Origin of the sequence: Flammeovirga pacifica, from assembly GCF_000807855.2 — a bacterium.
GTDB lineage: Bacteria > Bacteroidota > Bacteroidia > Cytophagales > Flammeovirgaceae > Flammeovirga > Flammeovirga pacifica.
In genome coordinates this window covers 561133-580274 of the sequence record NZ_JRYR02000001.1, presented here as the reverse complement: position 1 = coordinate 580274, position 19142 = coordinate 561133, and the positions used below count along the sequence as shown (strand labels likewise).

Sequence of the window (19142 nt, the reverse complement as noted above, 5' to 3'; positions counted from 1 at the left end):
TGTGATCCGACCAGGACTCGAACCTGGAACCTACTGCTTAGAAGGCAGTTGCTCTATCCAGTTGAGCTATCGGACCATCCTTAAGATTCTTCGTGTCGGGATGGCAGGATTCGAACCTGCGACCCCCTGGTCCCAAACCAGGTACACTAACCGGACTGTGCTACATCCCGAAGAAACTTCCATAAGGAGGCTTTAATATTTCAGTGATCCGACCAGGACTCGAACCTGGAACCTACTGCTTAGAAGGCAGTTGCTCTATCCAGTTGAGCTATCGGACCATCCTTTAAAGGTTCTTAGTTGTCGGGATGGCAGGATTCGAACCTGCGACCCCCTGGTCCCAAACCAGGTACACTAACCGGACTGTGCTACATCCCGATAAGAACCTTCCATAAGGAAGGCACTAAACAAAACGTGATCCGACCAGGACTCGAACCTGGAACCTACTGCTTAGAAGGCAGTTGCTCTATCCAGTTGAGCTATCGGACCATCCTAATAAAGGTTCTTTATTGGTCGGGATGGCAGGATTCGAACCTGCGACCCCCTGGTCCCAAACCAGGTACACTAACCGGACTGTGCTACATCCCGAGTACCCTTCAACAGGAGCGTTTTTGTTTAATGCGGTGCAAAGGTGGGTGTATTTTGCTTAATTCGCAAACTTGTTACTAACTTTTTTATGCTAACCAATGTAAACACATTAATTATCATCGGTTTGTATTTATGTTTTTTATTGCCACTACCCTATCAGCTCGATCTCCAGGCCCTCTGTAATACACAATAATGTTGTAAATATTCTTTGTTAAGTTAAAACTACCCTCTATTATTCTGTCATCTCTTTTAGTTTGTGAATTATCTAAAACGGTGTACATGTAGTCATATCTACCTTGCTTTAAGAGAGCACTTCCTACATATGCTTTCTTAGATGCATCATATAGTAATTTGTATTCATCATTTAGTTGCCATTCAGAAAAAGCACCATATGCATATACTGTCCCTTGGAAAGGTGCATCTGCTTTTAGATTAAAAACTACTTCCATATAATCCGATTCCAACCAAGGTTCTTGCTTACCAAAAGAATGTATCACATACCCTCCATTGTAATCGTTTTGTTGCTGATTAAATGCTTTACCATTTCTTACAAGATCAGAGTGTAAACGTACCCTATTAAAGTTCTTTAGCACATCTGTAGAAGAATTAGATGGACCACCACCATTGATACTACTTGTCTCAAATACTCTAAATTCATTAGATCCCATAAATGAGTTTTCTCCATTAGTGTAAGAATAATCTAAGACATTCTCATGCCCTCTAATAAATCTGGGTTTTAAATTTTCTAAAGCATTATCCCATCTACCATTTTGCAAAATACAAACACTAAAATCTCTTTTGTAATTAACCGATACTAAGTTTCTATAATTTACTAAAACGTTTATTTGTTGTTGATACCTTCTCTGCCCTCCAATTCTATCTTCTACAGATGCTCCAATAGAAGCCGATTCTTCAGATACTATAAACCGTTTAGTGATAATTAAATCTTGTTTTTTCCCTTCTCTGTACACCTTTATAATATAATTACCAGACATCTGAACGCTAGGTAACTGAAACTTAAAATGAACAAATGGTACTCTTGTATTCATCGAAAAATCAAAGTCATTTAACTTAAATGAATTAAAATCTTTCATAAATTCTATGGGCTGTAATTCAGAGGGCGTCCAATCTCTATTACAATGCACCAATTCTGCCTCGTAGTAATCGGCATCATCCCCAAAGACATCGAATTCTAATAATATAGGAACTCTCTTTTGTAAGCTTGTAATAGGTAAATTTAATTGTTTATTGATGGTATTTCCACCTAATGTATAGAGTTGTACTGTTCTTACATTAGGGTCATAAACAAAATCTGAATACCTAATTTTTTTATTTTCATAATCTGATAAAGTCACTCTTTCCCACTTATCAGCCTGAGAGTAAACTTGAAGTGGTAAGAGAAAATAGAGAGATATGTAGAAGTAATGTTTTAGAATGCTCATTGATAAAATAAATTTGATTTGATAGTTTTCAATTCAACTATTCATCTGAAATAACTTAAAAGTACAACGAAAAAACAGGACATTAAAAAAAATAAAGATATTACAACAAATCAATGTATCGATTAGAATAAGTTGATAATTTGTATGAAATCAATTTAGAACTATTCTCAATAAGTGTAAAAAGCACTTTATTTCAGAATCTTATTATTATTATATTCTCACAAAGTGTAATTTAGTAAGGGTAACTTATAGTAAATATTTGTAAATCTCCTATTAAACTACTTTATTAGCATAAAATACTCTGCATGCATAACATTTTTTATTATCGGAGAGTTATTTAGATAACATAAACACATAAAATACAACACTATGATACAGATTGTGCAACAACTTCTTTTTGTCGCCGCAATCGGATATACAGGTTTTTTAGTATCCAAAAGAGCGAAGTTCATTTACCGTAATATTAATTTAGGTAAAGGAATAGAAGAACAAGAAGACAAAGGAAAGCGTTTTGGCAACATGATGAGATTGGCTTTTGGACAACAAAAAATGTTTGATAGACCTATCGTTGGACTTTTACACTTTGCCGTATATGCTGGCTTCCTTTTAATAAATATTGAAGTTTTAGAAATAGTACTTGATGGTGTTACCGGACAGCATCGATTATTTTCGAATATCATACCTCAAGGTGTTTATTATTTCCTTGCCAGTTTCTTTGAGGTAATGGCTTTATTAGTGACTGTTTCTTGTTTAATCTTCTTAGTACGACGAAATGCACTAAGAATACCACGATTTCACATGAAAGAAATGGAAGGTTGGCCTTACAGAGATGCTAATTACATCCTATATGCTGAGGTAATTCTTATGAGTATGTTACTTTCTATGAATGCTTCTGATGCAGCTCTTCAAAGTTTAGGTAGCGATCATTATCCGCAAGTAGGTGCATTTATTGTGTCACAATTCCTTGTCCCTTTATTCAGTAACTTCTCAGAGACTACGCTTATAGGCATTGAGAGAACAGCATGGTGGGTGCACATTCTTGGCATTTTTGCTTTTGCAGTATATGTCACTTACTCTAAACACTTACACATATTCTTAGCCTTCCCTAATACCTTCTTTGCAAGACTTACACCTAAAGGTAAAATGGATAATATGGAATCTGTGACTAATGAAGTAAAAATCATGCTTGGTATGCCTGTAGAAAATGTAGAAGGCAGTGAATCTGATGAGATGCCTACATTCGGAGCTAAAGATGTACAAGACCTCTCATGGAGAAATATAATGAACGCCTATTCTTGTACAGAATGTGGTCGTTGTACCTCTCAATGTCCTGCTAACATCACAGGTAAAAAGCTTTCACCTCGTAAGGTGATGATGGATGTGAGAGACAGAGCGGATGAAGTGGGTAAAAATATTGATGCTAATAATGGAACATTCCAAGATGATGGGAAATTATTGTATGGCGACTTTATTTCGAAAGAAGAATTAATGGCTTGTACAAGTTGTAACGCTTGTGCAGAAGCTTGTCCTATAAACATTGACCCTCTAAATATTATTCTTGAGATGAGACGTTATGTAGCAATGGAAGAATCTGGAACACCTCAAGAATGGAATATGGTATTCCAAAACATTGAGAACAACCAGGCTCCATGGGCTTTTGCTGCAAGCGATAGATTCAATTGGGGTGAAGAACTTAGACAAGTTGAAAAAACAGAAAAACAAAAACAAGACGCATAATCTAAACACACATGGCTGAAAATAATTTCTTAAAAGTCCCAACAATGGCCGAAATGGTCGCTGAAGGTAAACACCCTGAAGTGTTATTTTGGGTAGGTTGCGCTGGGTCATACGATGATAGATATAAAAGAGTCATTACGGCTTTTGTAAAAATATTAAATGAAGTAGACGTTAACTTTGCAGTATTAGGACCGGAAGAAAGCTGTACTGGAGATCCGGCAAGAAGGGCTGGAAACGAATTCCTATTCCAAATGCAAGCAATGCAAAATATTGAGGTGCTTAATGCTTATGAAATTAAAAAAATCGTTACAGCTTGCCCCCACTGCTTCAACACTATAAAGAATGAATACCCTGCCCTTGGAGGTGAGTATGAGGTAATGCACCACTCTCAATTCTTACAATCTTTAATTAATGAAGGTCGTTTAACACTTGAAGGAGGTGAACTATACAAAGGAAAGAAAATTACATTCCACGACTCTTGTTATTTAGGGCGATCAAATAATGTGTATGAAGCACCAAGAAGCGTGATTCAAGCATTAGACGCTGATTTAGTAGAAATGAAACGTTGTAAAACCAACGGTTTATGCTGTGGTGCTGGAGGTTCTCAGATGTTTAAAGAGCCTGAAGAAGGTAATAAAGATATCAATATTGAGCGTACAGAAGAGGCTTTAGAAACAGACGCTAAAGTAGTAGCAGTTGGTTGTCCGTTCTGTATGACTATGATTAGTGATGGTATCAAAAACAAAGAAAAAGAGAAAGATGTTAAAGTTCTTGATTTAGCTGAAATGGTCGCTGAAGCAAAAGGCTTATAAACATTCCTACATCATATTTAGTTTAAATATTAAAGACGAAAGCAAATTATTGTTTTCGTCTTTTTCATTTGGAATCAGTATTTCCAATTTTACCAATTATATTGCATAAAATTTTAATTATGTATACATCAATATCGAATTTATCAGATAGTTCAAGACTTTGGATCTATCAATCTAATAGAAAATTTACTTCACAAGAAAGTAGTGTTATATCTCAAGCTTTAAAACAATTTACAGATACTTGGAATGCTCACGGAAGTGATTTACAAAGTAGTTTTGAGATCGTAAAAGATATATTTATTGTGATAGCAGTTGATGAAGAAAGTTCTGCTGCTTCTGGCTGTTCCATTGATAAATGTGTCGGTTTAATCAGAAAATTTGAAGAAGAATTTTCTGTGTCATTGTTTGAAAGAACTAATGTTGCTTATGATGATGGTAATGAAGTAAAAACATTCCCAATGAATCAAGCAAAATCATTAATTAATGAAAACACAATTCAACCTGACACAAAAATATTTGACAATACAGTACCCAATCTAGGCGAGTATAGAAAAAATTGGATTAAAAATGCGGATCAATCGTGGTTGAAACGCTTTTTTGTCAAAGCATAAATTAGCATCACCTTAGTATAAAAAACTAAGGTGATCTACCTATTAACATTATCAATTAAATAAAAAATGAGTACAAGAAACCTATTAATTGTCAGTACCTCAACTGTACACGGTAAAGGATATTTAGCTTACTGTGAATCTTCCATTCAATCCTTCTTTAAATCAATCGAAGAAATTATTTTCATCCCCTACGCAAGACCTGGTGGAATTTCACATGATGAATATACTAAAGTTGCTAAAGACAAATTTGCTGAGTTCGGTATCAAAGTGAAAGGTTTACATGAATTTGAAGATCCAAAAAAAGCAATAGAAGCTGCAGAAGGCATATTTACTGGTGGAGGTAATACTTTTGTATTATTGGATCAACTTCAAAAACAAAACATTATCCCTAGTATTCGTAAAAAAGTAGCTGAGGGATTAAGATATATGGGTACAAGTGCAGGTTCTAATATTACAGGTTTAACTGTTAATACAACGAATGATATGCCTATTGTTCACCCCTCTTCTTTAGAAGCATTAGCATTGGTTCCATTTAATTTAAACCCACATTATTTAGATCCAGATCCTTCTTCAAAACACATGGGTGAAACTAGAGAAACAAGAATTAAAGAATTCCATGCATATAACGACCAAATTGTCGTAGGCCTAAGAGAAGGATCTTGGTTACATGTACAAGGAGATCAGATATCTTTAGAAGGAACTCTTTCTGCTAGAGTTTTTGAAAAAGATAAAACTCCTTATGAATTAGAACCTTCTGATGATTTCAATTTCTTATTGAAATAACTCATTTGTATAAATTATTCTTGAAAAATGATACTAGGCAACACTTAGTATCATTTTTTTTGTAAAAATTTGAACTGAATTAAGACAATTTCAGTTAGCCTTTAAGTAAAATATTGTATTTTTGCCACACAATTTTCAGCAACAGGGAATTAGTGAACTGAATGTATTATCAATATTTCTACTTTTTACGTGAAGTAGCTTTCATGATTTTATTACCCAGAGAATTAATTGAATAACAATTTAGATGCGAAATAATTACTACGATATATTAGGTATAGATCAACAATCAGACAAACGTCAAATAAAAAAAGCTTATCTATCCCTTGCCAAAAAATTTCATCCTGATATTCATGGAAATGATCCTGAAAAGAGTGAAAGGTTTAAAATAATTAATGAAGCTTATGAGACTTTAAGTGACGAAAGTAAAAAGTTTCATTACGATCATGGTATTTCAGTAACATCCTTTACGAATGAAACCTACACTGATACCGTAGAAACACAATATAAAACTCAGAAAAGAGAAGAGTACGCACAAGAGAAGAAAGAATTTATTTCAAGAGAAAAGAAGACAAATAAATTATTTGTTCCATTAACGGTTGGTGCTTTTACAGTAGTTATAGCTGGGTTAATATCTTTTTTCGTCCAACGCCAGAGTAAACTGGCTGCAACTACGTATGAAGATGCAAAACTAAACCTCGAATTGAGACATGATGCAATTGTAAAAGAACAAATAGAATTTTTACATCAACATGAATCTCCAATTCTTGCCGATATCATCACTGCTGGTTTATATATTAATATCGATAAATCTAATAATGCGATAGATATATTAGAACCACAGTTATTTAAGATCAATGAACAAGATAAAAAAATAGCTTCAGATGCCTATTGTTATCTAGGAATAGCTTATTACAAACGAAAATTGGGTAATAAAGCCATCGGCTACCTAGAAAAATCAATTTCATACAACCCTAATAACACTGCAGTTTATTATTGGCTTGGACTCACTTACTCCGAGTTAAAATTGGATTATCAGAGAGCAATTCAATCATTAGAAAAATCAAAGAACACTTTAGGATACGAGAATAAAACTATTCTAAATTTAGGGATTGCTTATCAGAATGCGAAGCAGTTTAATGCCGCCAAAGATCAGTTTACAGTTATATTACATGATCCTACTTATAAAAAAGAGGCCAACTATTATATGGGTTGGAACTACTTTTTAGATCAGAGAGATGTAAATAGAGCCTGTTTATTTTGGGAAACAGCTGCAAAATTAGGATCAAAAGAAGGACGTTATCAAGTACAAAGACACTGCGGAAATTAAAGACTTTTCTTTTCAATATACATTTTATAAAATCCCTTACCGTTTTCATCAGCAGGTTGATACAGTAGTAAATCTTCATCTGTGATTGCCTCGTACATATACATTTCTTCTACATCCTCACCTTCCTCATTATAATTAATGACTAAAATATCATCGATAATTTGCCAAAAACCTTGACAAGTAATTCCATATTGTGGTAAGTCAATAATTAGTTTATTATCCTCAAAAAAATGATAACTCTGACCTGATATTTGTCTCTTCACTTCAAAAAATTCTTCTTGAGTTAATCCTAAGGACTTATAATCCATTTGTATTTCATTGATCTTCCATTTTCCAAGTAATTTACCTTCAAGAAGTTGTTGAGCAGAAATACCTGAATGAATCAATAGAAACAATAAAAAGAGTTTTAGTTTTAGTTTCATTGTACTTAAAAGTGATATTAATTAATTAACAATAATAACATAATTCTGTGTTTTAAGAGTATAGATTAGTATATTAATTGACTCAAACCCAATAACTAATAACTCAATTAATAATGGAAACCCTTATTGAAGAAATTTATGCCTTAGAAATCCTTGATTCTAGAGGTAATCCTACGCTTAGAGTATACGTAGAACTATTTGATGGCACGAAAGAATTTTCTAGTGTCCCTTCTGGCGCATCAACCGGTCAAAATGAAGCTTTAGAACTTAGAGATAACGACAAACGCTATGGAGGTAAAGGAGTCCTGAAAGCTGTCAACAATGTAAATACTACTATTGCTGATGCTCTGATTGGTATGGATGCAACAAAGCAAAAAGACATAGATTACACTATGATTGAATTGGACGGTACGGAAAACAAATCCAAACTTGGAGCCAATGCTATTTTAGGTGTTTCTATGGCAATTGCAAAAGCAGCAGCGAAATCTCTTAACCTACCACTCTATCAATACCTTGGTGGGACAAATGCAGTGAGAATACCTGTTCCCTGTATGAATATCTTAAATGGTGGTGAGCATGCTGATAACAGTGTCGATTTTCAAGAGTTTATGCTTGTACCACATGGAGCACCTACATTTACTGAGGGTCTAAGATATGTTGCAGAAACTTTTCATACTTTAAAGAGTATTTTAAAGAAAAGAAAACTGGCTACTAGTGTTGGAGATGAAGGTGGTTTTGCCCCCGATTGTGAAAGTAATGAAGCTGCAATTGAGCTAATTATTGAAGCAATAAAAAAAGCAGGTTTCAAACCCGGTAAAGACCTTTCGATTGCTGTTGATAATGCAGCAAATTCATTCTGCACAAATCTAAAGGACAATTATAATTTGGTTTGGTCTGGTAAAGGTAAAGTCACCTCTGACGACATTATTGATCTAGCAGGTGAATGGTTAGAAAAATACCCTATTATTTTATGGGAAGACCCACTTGCTGAAAAAGATTATAAGGGGTTTAAAAAGTTCACAAAAAAATATGGCGATAAAATAGAAGTTGTTGGTGACGATATTTTTGTCACAAACACTAAATATATCAAAGATGGTATCAAGAAAAATTTAGCTAATTCTTGCTTAATTAAACTAAATCAGATTGGCACTGTCACCGAAACTATTGAAGCTGTTAGAATGTGTAGAGATGCTGGATGGAGATATTTTCTGTCACATCGATCTGGTGAAACAGAAGACACCTTCCTTGCAGACTTTGCTGTAGCAATGGATGGTGGTCATTTAAAGACCGGTTCTGCTTGTAGAGGTGAGAGAATAGCAAAATATAATCGACTACTCGAGATCGAACATGAACTAGGTGATCGAGCCGAATATAGATGGAGTTAAAATAAAAAATGCCAGTGATTTGATCACTGGCATTTTTTTGTTATAGTAACTTTGTTGTCATAAGCTATTAATTAAGCTGCGTAAACATTCACTCTTTCCATAGCTTGTTCGGTAGGCTCAGCAAAAATTCCTTTAGGACTCACCTCAAGGTTTGTAAGCATTCCATCTGCTTTCAATTTCTGAGCTATTTTGTTCAAATCATATGAACATAGAGGCAACCCTAATAATTTTGATATTTGTTGCATAGATTTGCCTTTGTTAAGGCATAAAGCTACCAATAGCTTTGATGATCTTAATTCGATTGACATGATAAAAACAGTTTTAATAAGATAGTACTCTAACCAGTAAAATAAATTGAAATATTTTGATTCGTGCAGTAAAGATATAACACAGGTTTCAGATAAGAATCAACTCTAATTCGTAATTATATTAGTTTAACATCGTTTTTGTTTTGTTTTTTTAATAAACCTTTCTAATCATAAATAATCCTTTCTGTTTTCTTTCCTATTATATTTTTGTAATTTTGACATGACATTTAGTCATCTTTAATAGACCAAATAGGATTACTTGAGATATAAATTATGGAGAACAGAGAAATATTATCAATTAAACAACGATTTGGAATTATTGGTAATGCACCAAGCTTAAATCATGCTATTCAGGTAGCTACTCAAGTGGCGGCTACAGATCTAACAGTAATGATTACAGGTGAAAGTGGATCTGGTAAAGAATCATTCTCTAAAATCATACATCAATTAAGTGCTAGAAAGCATGGTAAGTTTATCGCTATTAACTGTGGAGCTATTCCTGAAGGCACAATAGATTCTGAATTATTTGGCCATGAAAAAGGATCTTTTACAGGAGCTAACGAAGCTAGGAAAGGGTATTTTGAGGTAACTGATGGCGGTACTATCTTTCTAGATGAAATTGGTGAAATGCCTGTGGAAACACAAGCTCGTTTACTAAGAGTGCTAGAAAATAAAGAATTTATTAGAGTGGGTTCATCGAAAGTGATGAAAACAGATGTAAGAGTCGTTGCTGCTACTAATGTCAATCTTCTTAAAAATGTACAAAAGGGCAAATTCAGAGAAGATCTATATTATCGTTTGAATACCGTGCCGATCCAAGTACCTCCTTTAAGAGAAAGAGGTAATGATATTGAATTGCTTTTCAGGAAATTTGCTACTGATTTTGCAGAACAATACCATGTACAGCCACTGAGCTTAACTTCTGAGTCTAAACAGATTCTTATAAACTTTCCTTTCCCGGGTAACATTAGACAACTTAAAAATTTAGCGGAGCAAATGTCTGCACTAGAATTAGAACGAGTTGTTGAGAAAAACACCATGCTAAAATATCTTCCCTCAAGAAACAATCAATTGGCTGTTTTAGAAAAGGAAGATGCGGGGTTAAACGAGAGAGATCTACTTTACAAAGTACTCTTTGATATGAGACAAGATATGACCGATCTAAAGAAGATAGTTCTTCAATTAGCGAAAGGAAATACAAATATCAATACGGTACTTCAAGACCACCCCCAATTGTTTAATGGTGTTATGGATGACAAAAAAGCTGCTACACCTACAACACCTGCGGCAGAAACATCATTAACTGTTAGACAAAATCCTACTCCAACAAGTTACACCCCTCCTCGTCCTACTCAGGACAATCAACCAATCATTATTACTAGTGATGATGAATATCAAAATAACACTTATGATATTGATAATATGGTAGAGGTAGATGAGGAAGAGGAATCATTATCTATCGAAAAGAAAGAAAAGGAGTTAATTATAAAAGCACTTCAGAAAAATAATAATAAAAGAAAGTATGCAGCTCAAGATCTTGGTATTTCTGAGCGTACCTTATATAGAAAAATCAAACAATATGAACTTGACGAATAAATTCAAACATTATAAATTATTAATCTTACTTCCGTTAGTTGTTATTTCTGCTTGTACAGGAGTTAGATTTACTTTTTCTGGGGTAAATATTGACCCTAGAATTAAAACTTTTTCTATTGAACCCTATGTAAATGAAGCTGGTGATGGCCCTGCAACAATGGCTTTCCAATTTACAGACGATTTTACTCAATATGTCCTTCGAAATACTTCTTTATTACCTGCAGAACAAGGTCAAAAAGGAGACATAGAATTTAGTGGAGCCATTACAGGGTATAGAGTAACACCTGTTTCTCCTGGTGGTGGTGAAACACAACAAACGCAACAACAACGACTCACTATTACAGTAAAAACTAACTTCATCAATAACTATGATGATGAAAAAAGTTTTGAACAAGGCTTCTCATTCTTCTATGATTTTAGTGGTAACCAAACCGTACAATCTGTAGAAACGGAAGCAATTGATGTGATATTTGAGCAGATTATTTACGATACTTTCCAAAAAGCACTCGCAGATTGGTAAAAAAATGTATATTTGGATATGGATGAGTAATCTTCCATATCCATTTTTTTACTTATCCCCCATCACTACATATATTTTTTCTTTGACAGTGGAACTACCTCAAATAGAATCATTACTCAAGAATCCTCAATCGGTTTCATATAGGGATATAGAAGATATCAAGACAGCTATCGAAAAATATCCTTACTTCTCTGCTTTATATGTTCTTTTAGCTAAGGCAGAAGAAGGTAAAGCAAAGTATGTAAAAAAGGCAGCAGCATATGTTGCGCATAGACCCTCATTACAATCTTTTCTAGATACCTCTTTTGATTCTGATATCAATCTGCCTGATACAAGTGGAATAGAATTTCAATCAGATGATCATCATACATTGGATATCTTAATGGATGACAATCATCAACCTGTTTCAGATGAAATAAAACCTGAAGAAGAAGAAGTGCAGTCCACTTTTGAACAAGAGGATATAACAATTGATCCAATTGTTGAAGAAGAAAAAACAGAAAACACTGAGGAAGTAAATATCGTTGATACTTTAGATTCAAATGAATCGAATATTGATGAACAAAATGAAGACGTAGCAAGTCAAATACTAAATGATCTTGAAAACGTAGATCATTCTACTACAGACGAAAATATTGTAGAAACCAGTGTGGCTGATCAGATACTTGCTGAACTTGCAGCAATGCAAGCGGGGAAACCTATTGATGAAGAACCTGTGGAGTCTTCAGCTCCTATTGAAAGTAGCATAGAAGACGATACCAATGAGGTACCTACATCAAGTAATGAAGAGGATAGCGGTTTTGACCTCATTGAAGAGTTTGACCTTTCTGAACAAGATGAAACTCCTATTTCTTCTCCTGAAAACCAAGAAGACAATATTCTTAGTGAAGAAGAGATGATGAATAGGTTCCAAGGCTATCTTCAAACAAAAAATCAGTCAGAAGATGAAATAGTTAATGGTTTAAGTGATGAATTAAAAGAAGATGAAGACACTAAAACTTTAACTACTGAGAAGAATGATTCAGAAGAGTCAAAATATTTTGATGATGGTATTGAAGAATATACTTTTCCAAGTTATGATATCAATGCATTTGATGAAACGATTAAAGACGAGGACTATTTACAGAATGTAGATGAAATGAATGATGAAAACATCGTTGAATTCACTCAATTCAATCCAATAGAAGTCAACGAAAAGGAACATCAAAAAGACATCATCAATCACTTTATTGGCACTTCACCAACATTAACACAAAAAAATGTTGATGACAAAAATTCAAATTCAGATCAAATTGATCTAACAGAAGTGAATTTAGAGGGTTTTTCAACGCCACAAACAGAGAGTTATGCTAAATTATTGGAAAGACAAGGAAAAAAAGAGGATGCAATCTCAATTTATCAACATCTTATCTTGAAAAATCCAAATAAAGCTAGTTTCTTTGCAGAACGAATTGAATTCTTAAAACAGAATTAATATATAAAGCATTAATTTCACAATACAATGATGACATTTTTTATAATCCTTATCGGCATTGTTTGTGTTTTACTAATTTTATTAGTTTTAGCACAAGACTCTAAAGGTGGAGGATTTACAGGAGATATGGGAGCTGCAAGTAGCTCAATGATGGGTGCAAAAAGAGCATCAAGTTGGATAGAAAACGCTACATGGGCATTGGCTATCTCTCTTGCAGTATTGTCGATTGGTGTAAACATGTTTATTCCTCATGACAATAATGCAAACATTAAAACTTCTAACAGTGTAGAAAGTGCTACTGAAATGACAGTACCTACACTTCCTGAAACTCCTGCGGAGGCTCCAACAGAAGCACCTGCTGAGTAATATAAAGAAGAAATGAAATGAAAGCCTCTCTATTAAAGAGTGGCTTTTTTTATTTCAACTATTTTCACATCAAGAAAAATATCAAATTGTTCACTTCTGTAGTTTTATTTTTTTCAGAATCTCAAGAACTATATTAAGAATTAAAAACATTTTAAACATCAAATCCTTATCCTAATTAGATTTATTGACGTTATTAAAGTTACCTATTAATATTTTTAAAAAATATATCTAATGAAAAAAAGTAGTCTAATAGCCCTACTTTCGTTGTTTTTTACAACGATTAGTTTCGCTCAATCGTTCGTACCTGCTTTATCTGTTAACGGTATGGTACAATCAAAAGAAGCCTATGTAGTCAAAAATGATGGTACTAAAATCACAGGTAAAGTAAGCACCGCATCTCTCACCAATAATGTTCTAAAATCTGTAACAATTAAAACTGCGGAAGGTGAAAAGTTTAAATTTAAGGCTGCAGACATCAAAGAATTTGCTGTAAAACCAAAGGACTTATTTAAGTTCGAACAGTCTATGACTGCTGGTTCTATAAAAGAACTCGCTGGTAGAAACTTTGAAGATGTAGTAGATCAAGAATATGTTTATTACGAACAAGCCTTATTACCTGGTAAGAAAAACAAATTTGCATTAATGCAATTACTTAACCCAGGATTTGATCATGTTGTTAAGGTGTACAAAGACCCCAATGCCAAACAAACTGGTGGTATTGGAATTGCAGGTGTAAAAGTTACTGGAGGTATTGATAAATCCTATTTAGTGACAGATACAGGTTCTAATCGAGCAATTGAAATCGAAAAGAAAAAATACAAAAAAGAAGGTCAAAAAGTTATTTTCACTAAGTGCCCAGACATTTTCGGAAAATATTACGCAGGTGATAAATTCCAATGGAAAGACTTTGCAGAGCATGTCTATGTATATGACCAGTTATGTACTGATAAATAACCACAAATATCAATAAAAAAACCTCCTGAATGCTTAGCTTTCAAGAGGTTTTTTTGTTTAGTACTTCAACCCAATTTTAGATAATAAATAAGAGGTATCCCCTATTAAAGATCAAATCAATGATATAAATATCATCATTAATCATTTATATATCTCCTAACTGAGGTCTCACGATAATATCTTCTACACAAGCACTGTGAGATAAATTATAAGCAGAATAAACTAATTCAGCAATATCATTAGCTTTCATAAAACGGTCTTCTGGTAAGTCGACACCTTCCCAACTTGCCGTAAATGTAGCCCCTGGCATAACAGATGTTACTTTCACTTGATGAGGTTTCATTTCTTCTCTCAAGCATTTTGAAAACCCTAACATAGCATGCTTTGATATAGCATAAGATCCTCCATTAGTATAAGCCATAAAAGAAGCTACAGAAGCAATATTAAAAACGTGCCCCTTCTTTTGGGCCATCATTTTATTAATGAAGCCACGAGTGATATAATATGTTGAATACATATTCGTCTGCATCATCATTTCAAACGCTCCTTCTTCCTCATCATGAATAGAGCCAGGTACAAAAACACCAGCATTATTTACTAAGATATCTATTGGTTTATTTAGAGCATTAACACCTTCAATAAACTTAGTGCAATCCTCTTTTTTAGAAACATCAGCTTGGAAAATATGAATTTCTGCTGCTCCCTTTAATTCCTCCTTCAAAGTTTTTAAAGATTCAAGGTTTCTACCACAAACAGCAACTTCAAATCCGTCTTTAGAAAATTTCTCAACAATGGCTCTTCCGATTCCTTTAGAACCTCCTGTAACTACGATCATTATATATTTGTTTTAATAAATTCTAACAAGGCATAAATTTGTTTGACATCAACTTAAAATCTCATATCTATTCATTATTTTTGCCTTCGATATAGAAAGCTAATAATCAAACAAACTAAATCTATGAAACATCTATTATCAATCATATTATTTACCTTATTTTCTCAATTGGCAATAGGACAAAATAACATCCTATTAACTTCTAGTGTTTTCCAAACTAATGGAAAAGTAGAGAATTTTGTTTCAAAATCATTAAAAAGTAAAATCAAAAACCTTTTTAATCAAGAGAATCAAACTGTAGAAGCAAGCACTTATTCAGAAAATCAATTATTTGATTTAATGCTTGAGGCTACACAAAGCCTAAATCTTAAATCAACTGATACGTTTAAGAAAATTAAATTTGTAGAAGTTGTAAATCAAAATCAACAATCAATTAATTTGAATACAAAAGATGCTGATCGTCTAGAAATGGGTGATATCTTTAATGTATTGAAACAAAAAATATACGACATGAGTAATTAAATTTATTAACAGTCGATATATACTAATTCTTATTGTTACTATCCTTTTGATTCCTAAATTTGCGCTATCAAGAACGCTTTTTTAAGATTACGTTTTTATGTCTTAAAAAAGTTGAAATAATCACTTTATGGTTTTTTTTAAAAGATGGTCGCGAAAAAAATACTCTGTATTTAACACCTTGAAAAAGGTGGTTAAAATATGTGTGGTAAAAAAAACGATCGCTCTTTCTCCATGTGTGATTTCACATCATCCTAAACCTTTACTAATCGGTTTACAAAAACAGGATGATGACCCTTTCATTGACTAATTTTCTATTTTCATTCTCACTTTAATCATTTTAAAGTGCATTAAGGCCTGCAACTCCTCTTGCAAGATTGCCTTCTCTTTATTATTTCATTTTTTCAGATTATTTATTCTTATGAAATCAATTTTACAGTATTACTGTGTGTTCACTTTCGGATTGATAAGTTTCTTTTCTCATGCTCAAGAAACAGATTCAACTAAACTATCGGAATTCTACTTAGACGAAGTAACTATTAATTCGGGTAGAGTACCACAAACATTTTCAGAACAAGCAAGAATTGTCACTTATGTTGATAGTGAGCAACTTCAAGCAATGCCTGCGCAGAGTTTCGACCAAGTTTTAAGTTATGTTGCAGGTGTTGATATGCGTTCTAGAGGACCTCTTGGCGTACAAGGAGACGTTAATATTAGAGGTGGTTCTTTTGATCAATCATTAATCTTATTAAATGGTGTCAATATGAACAACCCTCAGACAGGCCACTTAAACTTATTTTTACCTGTAGACATGGAGGCAGCTTATGCTGTTGAAGTATTGGAAGGGCCTGCTTCTAGAGTATTTGGTGCTAATGCTTTTACAGGGGCAATCAATGTTCAAACAAAACCTTTGGATAAAAATAATATTTATGGTCATGTTATGGCTGGTGAATATGGCTTACAAAAATATACAGGTCGTGTAAATTTAACTTCTGGTAAGACAAGACATTTAATCACTGGATCTTATAAAAAAAGTGATGGATATGTAAACAATACAGACTTTGAGGATGTCACTTTCTACTACCATGGTAGCTATGATGTGAATGCTGGTACTTTTGATTTAACAGCAGGTATTTCTGACAAGGGGTTTGGAGCTAATTCTTTTTATACTCCTTTATACCCTAATCAATACGAAAGAAATAAACTTTACCATGGTTCTTTAAGGTTTACAAATAAAGGAAAAATTAAGGTAAGCCCTACAATCTATTGGAATAGAACCTACGATCGTTTTGAATTGTATAGAGATAATCCTGCTAGTTGGTATACTAACCATAACTACCATCAAATGGATGCAATGGGCTTTAATATAAACACGATAATCCCATCAAAATTAGGTAAAACATCTATTGGTTTTGATGCACGTTATGAGGGAATTCTTAGTAATGTTTTAGGAGAAGATCTTGATGATCCAATATCAATTGATGGAGTAGATAATACAGCTTATACTAAAGGGAAAGAAAGATATAACTATTCTATTTTCTTAGAGCACAATGTTGTTCTTTCTAAATTTACAGCTTCAGCAGGATTGATGTTTAATTACAATACTCAACTAGCTGAATCTGGTGATGATGGATTTGATATTTTCCCAGGTATTGACCTTTCCTATGCACTTACAGATAACCTAAGGTTATTTGGTACGGCTAATACAGCTATGCGTATTCCTACTTACACGGATTTGTATTATCAAGGACCCACAAACAATGGTAACCCTGATTTAAAAGAAGAAAGAGCAACCACTTATGAAATCGGTGCTAAGCTGGATAATAAATGGTATCACGCAAGTGCTTCTTTATTTGTAAGATATGGTAAAAACATTATTGATTGGGTAAAATATCCTTCAGAAGATAAATGGCAAGCTCAAAACCTAACAGAACTAGATACTAGAGGTCTAACTTTTAATTCTCAATTTAATATTGAAAAGTTAACGGGTAAAAGTTCATTCATCAAAACAGTTAGTGTTAATTATTTAGGTTTAAATGTGGATAAAGCTGCTGCTGATTCTTTGGTATCTAACTATGCTTTAGATCATTTAAATCATAAAGTCACTTTAGGAGTGAAACATAAAGTATTCTTAGACCAACTGATTGCAGATTGGAAGTTTATTTACCAAGATAGAAACGGTAGTTATACAGCATATGATGCAGAATTCAATCCACAAGAAACAGATTACAAACCATTTGCTACAGTGGATCTACGTTTAAGCTATCAATACAAAATGATGTATTTCTATACTGAAGCGTCAAACATTTTCAATGTAGAATATTACGATTTCGGAAATATACCTCAACCAGGAAGATGGTTTAGAGCCGGAATCAAAATGAACTTAGACTTATAGGAATTAATAAAAAAACACCTCTCTGTAACAACAGGGAGGTGTTCACTATCTAACTCTCTCTCAATTTTTTATTATCTACTAAGCGTATTCATCTAACTTCTAATTACTTATACCTACTTTCTACTATAAATGTTTCAGTTCAAACAATTAAAAAATGCTAAATTACTGATAGATCCACATCAGTACCGCTTTATCTTCTTTTTTCAATAGACTATCGAGATATTTCATATTATTATTAGATACTGCAGGGCATCCATATCCTTCTACAGCACCATCAGGGTACACCTCTTCATCTGTTACATCATTCCATGAATGCAAAACCACTACCCTACGGAAAGCGTTATTATTCGTAGCATCTAAGCCATGTAACTTATAATTGACATTAATTCCCCAATTACTATACCCTCTTTTTCCTATTTTATATTTACCTAACGATGATAAATGAGAGTTGGGTACATTACTAAACTTAGGATTGTTTCTAGTATAATCTACTCCCCAAGTATGGTCGCCACACCCATGTGACACCAACATTTTTTTGATTACTTTCTTTTGATTTAAATCATAGACAAACATTCTATTTTTTCCTGAATGAATTCCCATATCGACCATAATCATAAAACGGTCTGAATATTTCTTTCCTGAAGTATATTCTTTTCCTTTAGTAATATGTTGAAGTATTCTTGTGTCAATGGTTTTCTGATCAAACTCGATAAAAGTATCTGAAGTATCGTAACCATAAAGGGATAAATCTTCTTGCTCTTCTTTAGTCATAACATTCCAAGCCGTGTCCCATTCAATTTCTATATCATCAGAGATTGTCTCCTCTTCATTACTAGTAACATTATTATTGACAGATTCAATATCGAAATCAGTTTGCTGTAGTTTTTCTTTTGTTTGAGTATTAGCAGAACAGCCAAAAAGGGTACAAACTAAGACTAACAAAAATTTTTTAATTAAATTATCTTTGCTCATATAAAATATTAGGTTTAATATTAATAGGGTAAAATTAGGTAAGAACAGTGCAGTAGTCACGCATAAAAAAGCCCTACAAAATTAATTGTAAGGCTTCTA

At 33.4% G+C, this 19142-nt stretch carries 18 protein-coding genes and 6 tRNA genes; 13 read left to right on the top strand and 11 right to left on the bottom strand.

Annotation, left to right across the window (positions count from 1 at the left end):
• Positions 1 to 2: 2 nt before the first annotated feature.
• The 7 genes from NH26_RS02335 to NH26_RS02305 all read right to left on the bottom strand — a co-directional run bounded on the left by NH26_RS02335 (position 3) and on the right by NH26_RS02305 (position 2027).
• Positions 3 to 76 (bottom strand) — tRNA-Arg (locus tag NH26_RS02335).
• Positions 77 to 95: 19 nt separating this feature from the next.
• Positions 96 to 170: transfer RNA gene (locus tag NH26_RS02330), tRNA-Pro, on the bottom strand.
• A gap of 34 nt (positions 171 to 204) precedes the next feature.
• Positions 205 to 278: transfer RNA gene (locus NH26_RS02325), tRNA-Arg, on the bottom strand.
• Between the two features lie 22 nt (positions 279 to 300).
• Positions 301 to 375, bottom strand: a tRNA-Pro gene (locus NH26_RS02320).
• A 37-nt stretch (positions 376 to 412) separates the two neighbouring features.
• Positions 413 to 486 (bottom strand) — tRNA-Arg (locus NH26_RS02315).
• A 21-nt stretch (positions 487 to 507) separates the two neighbouring features.
• Positions 508 to 585, bottom strand: a tRNA-Pro gene (locus NH26_RS02310).
• Between the two features lie 116 nt (positions 586 to 701).
• A complete protein-coding gene (locus NH26_RS02305; protein ID WP_044223789.1) occupies positions 702 to 2027 on the bottom strand; it encodes a type IX secretion system plug protein in 1326 nt (441 codons plus the stop codon).
• Positions 2028 to 2396: 369 nt separating this feature from the next.
• Here NH26_RS02305 and NH26_RS02300 point away from each other — a divergent pair, with 369 nt between their 5' ends.
• From NH26_RS02300 to NH26_RS02280, 5 genes are all read left to right on the top strand, one after another.
• On the top strand, positions 2397 to 3764 hold the full coding sequence (locus NH26_RS02300) for a (Fe-S)-binding protein (RefSeq protein ID WP_139262817.1): 1368 nt from the start codon (positions 2397 to 2399) through the stop codon (positions 3762 to 3764).
• 11 nt (positions 3765 to 3775) lie between these two features.
• Positions 3776 to 4576, top strand: coding sequence for a (Fe-S)-binding protein (locus NH26_RS02295; RefSeq protein ID WP_174549701.1), 801 nt, complete (start codon positions 3776 to 3778; stop codon positions 4574 to 4576).
• Positions 4577 to 4695: 119 nt separating this feature from the next.
• Positions 4696 to 5187: a hypothetical protein gene (locus tag NH26_RS02290; protein ID WP_044223787.1), complete on the top strand. Its 492-nt coding sequence runs from the start codon at positions 4696 to 4698 to the stop codon at positions 5185 to 5187.
• Positions 5188 to 5253: 66 nt separating this feature from the next.
• Positions 5254 to 5970 carry a dipeptidase PepE gene (gene pepE, locus NH26_RS02285; RefSeq protein WP_044223785.1) on the top strand — a complete coding sequence of 239 codons (717 nt, stop codon included), beginning with the start codon at positions 5254 to 5256 and terminating at the stop codon, positions 5968 to 5970.
• Between the two features lie 244 nt (positions 5971 to 6214).
• Positions 6215 to 7297: a DnaJ domain-containing protein gene (locus tag NH26_RS02280; RefSeq protein ID WP_044223783.1), complete on the top strand. Its 1083-nt coding sequence runs from the start codon at positions 6215 to 6217 to the stop codon at positions 7295 to 7297.
• Here the strand turns inward: NH26_RS02280 and NH26_RS02275 are convergent.
• Positions 7294 to 7719 (bottom strand): hypothetical protein, encoded by a 426-nt coding sequence (locus NH26_RS02275; protein WP_044223781.1) that lies wholly within the window; start codon positions 7717 to 7719, stop codon positions 7294 to 7296. The genes NH26_RS02280 and NH26_RS02275 overlap by 4 nt on opposite strands.
• Positions 7720 to 7832: 113 nt before the next feature.
• Between NH26_RS02275 and eno the strand changes: the two genes are divergently transcribed.
• Complete coding sequence (eno, locus tag NH26_RS02270; protein WP_044223779.1) at positions 7833 to 9104, top strand: phosphopyruvate hydratase; 1272 nt, start codon at positions 7833 to 7835, stop codon at positions 9102 to 9104.
• A gap of 71 nt (positions 9105 to 9175) precedes the next feature.
• Here eno and NH26_RS02265 read toward each other — a convergent pair whose 3' ends face one another.
• A complete protein-coding gene (locus NH26_RS02265) occupies positions 9176 to 9412 on the bottom strand; it encodes a hypothetical protein (protein ID WP_044223778.1) in 237 nt (78 codons plus the stop codon).
• A gap of 273 nt (positions 9413 to 9685) precedes the next feature.
• Between NH26_RS02265 and NH26_RS02260 the strand changes: the two genes are divergently transcribed.
• From NH26_RS02260 to NH26_RS02240, 5 genes are all read left to right on the top strand, one after another.
• Positions 9686 to 11008 carry a sigma-54 interaction domain-containing protein gene (locus NH26_RS02260; protein ID WP_044223776.1) on the top strand — a complete coding sequence of 441 codons (1323 nt, stop codon included), beginning with the start codon at positions 9686 to 9688 and terminating at the stop codon, positions 11006 to 11008.
• On the top strand, positions 10992 to 11528 hold the full coding sequence (gene lptE, locus NH26_RS02255; RefSeq protein WP_044223774.1) for an LPS assembly lipoprotein LptE: 537 nt from the start codon (positions 10992 to 10994) through the stop codon (positions 11526 to 11528). The genes NH26_RS02260 and lptE overlap by 17 nt, the downstream gene beginning before the upstream one ends.
• Before the next feature lie 4 nt (positions 11529 to 11532).
• A complete protein-coding gene (locus tag NH26_RS02250; protein WP_139262814.1) occupies positions 11533 to 13002 on the top strand; it encodes a hypothetical protein in 1470 nt (489 codons plus the stop codon).
• Between the two features lie 30 nt (positions 13003 to 13032).
• On the top strand, positions 13033 to 13368 hold the full coding sequence (secG, locus tag NH26_RS02245) for a preprotein translocase subunit SecG (protein WP_052432016.1): 336 nt from the start codon (positions 13033 to 13035) through the stop codon (positions 13366 to 13368).
• Between the two features lie 231 nt (positions 13369 to 13599).
• Positions 13600 to 14322 (top strand): hypothetical protein, encoded by a 723-nt coding sequence (locus NH26_RS02240; protein WP_071397058.1) that lies wholly within the window; start codon positions 13600 to 13602, stop codon positions 14320 to 14322.
• A gap of 145 nt (positions 14323 to 14467) precedes the next feature.
• Here the strand turns inward: NH26_RS02240 and NH26_RS02235 are convergent, their stop codons facing one another.
• Positions 14468 to 15157: an SDR family oxidoreductase gene (locus NH26_RS02235; RefSeq protein ID WP_044223765.1), complete on the bottom strand. Its 690-nt coding sequence runs from the start codon at positions 15155 to 15157 to the stop codon at positions 14468 to 14470.
• 123 nt (positions 15158 to 15280) lie between these two features.
• Between NH26_RS02235 and NH26_RS02230 the strand changes: the two genes are divergently transcribed.
• Positions 15281 to 15679, top strand: coding sequence for a hypothetical protein (locus NH26_RS02230; RefSeq protein WP_044223763.1), 399 nt, complete (start codon positions 15281 to 15283; stop codon positions 15677 to 15679).
• A gap of 418 nt (positions 15680 to 16097) precedes the next feature.
• The gene (locus NH26_RS02220; RefSeq protein ID WP_052432015.1) at positions 16098 to 18071 is read left to right on the top strand and encodes a TonB-dependent receptor plug domain-containing protein; all 1974 of its coding nucleotides are present in this window, start codon (positions 16098 to 16100) and stop codon (positions 18069 to 18071) included.
• 162 nt (positions 18072 to 18233) lie between these two features.
• On the opposite strand, the gene NH26_RS02215 is transcribed toward NH26_RS02220, so the two are convergent.
• Entirely contained in the window at positions 18234 to 19043 is an 810-nt protein-coding gene (locus tag NH26_RS02215) for a murein L,D-transpeptidase catalytic domain-containing protein (RefSeq protein WP_052432014.1), read from the bottom strand.
• Positions 19044 to 19142: the final 99 nt, after the last annotated feature.

What these genes read in the sequence shown, in the direction of transcription:
- NH26_RS02305 (WP_044223789.1), bottom strand. Translation starts at nt 2,027, where the DNA reads ATGAGCATTCTAAAACATTACTTCTACATATCTCTCTATTTTCTCTTA.
- NH26_RS02300 (WP_139262817.1), top strand. Translation starts at nt 2,397, where the DNA reads ATGATACAGATTGTGCAACAACTTCTTTTTGTCGCCGCAATCGGATAT.
- NH26_RS02295 (WP_174549701.1), top strand. Translation starts at nt 3,776, where the DNA reads ATGGCTGAAAATAATTTCTTAAAAGTCCCAACAATGGCCGAAATGGTC.
- NH26_RS02290 (WP_044223787.1), top strand. Translation starts at nt 4,696, where the DNA reads ATGTATACATCAATATCGAATTTATCAGATAGTTCAAGACTTTGGATC.
- pepE (WP_044223785.1), top strand. Translation starts at nt 5,254, where the DNA reads ATGAGTACAAGAAACCTATTAATTGTCAGTACCTCAACTGTACACGGT.
- NH26_RS02280 (WP_044223783.1), top strand. Translation starts at nt 6,215, where the DNA reads ATGCGAAATAATTACTACGATATATTAGGTATAGATCAACAATCAGAC.
- NH26_RS02275 (WP_044223781.1), bottom strand. Translation starts at nt 7,719, where the DNA reads ATGAAACTAAAACTAAAACTCTTTTTATTGTTTCTATTGATTCATTCA.
- eno (WP_044223779.1), top strand. Translation starts at nt 7,833, where the DNA reads ATGGAAACCCTTATTGAAGAAATTTATGCCTTAGAAATCCTTGATTCT.
- NH26_RS02265 (WP_044223778.1), bottom strand. Translation starts at nt 9,412, where the DNA reads ATGTCAATCGAATTAAGATCATCAAAGCTATTGGTAGCTTTATGCCTT.
- NH26_RS02260 (WP_044223776.1), top strand. Translation starts at nt 9,686, where the DNA reads ATGGAGAACAGAGAAATATTATCAATTAAACAACGATTTGGAATTATT.
- lptE (WP_044223774.1), top strand. Translation starts at nt 10,992, where the DNA reads ATGAACTTGACGAATAAATTCAAACATTATAAATTATTAATCTTACTT.
- NH26_RS02250 (WP_139262814.1), top strand. Translation starts at nt 11,533, where the DNA reads ATGTATATTTGGATATGGATGAGTAATCTTCCATATCCATTTTTTTAC.
- secG (WP_052432016.1), top strand. Translation starts at nt 13,033, where the DNA reads ATGACATTTTTTATAATCCTTATCGGCATTGTTTGTGTTTTACTAATT.
- NH26_RS02240 (WP_071397058.1), top strand. Translation starts at nt 13,600, where the DNA reads ATGAAAAAAAGTAGTCTAATAGCCCTACTTTCGTTGTTTTTTACAACG.
- NH26_RS02235 (WP_044223765.1), bottom strand. Translation starts at nt 15,157, where the DNA reads ATGATCGTAGTTACAGGAGGTTCTAAAGGAATCGGAAGAGCCATTGTT.
- NH26_RS02230 (WP_044223763.1), top strand. Translation starts at nt 15,281, where the DNA reads ATGAAACATCTATTATCAATCATATTATTTACCTTATTTTCTCAATTG.
- NH26_RS02220 (WP_052432015.1), top strand. Translation starts at nt 16,098, where the DNA reads ATGAAATCAATTTTACAGTATTACTGTGTGTTCACTTTCGGATTGATA.
- NH26_RS02215 (WP_052432014.1), bottom strand. Translation starts at nt 19,043, where the DNA reads ATGAGCAAAGATAATTTAATTAAAAAATTTTTGTTAGTCTTAGTTTGT.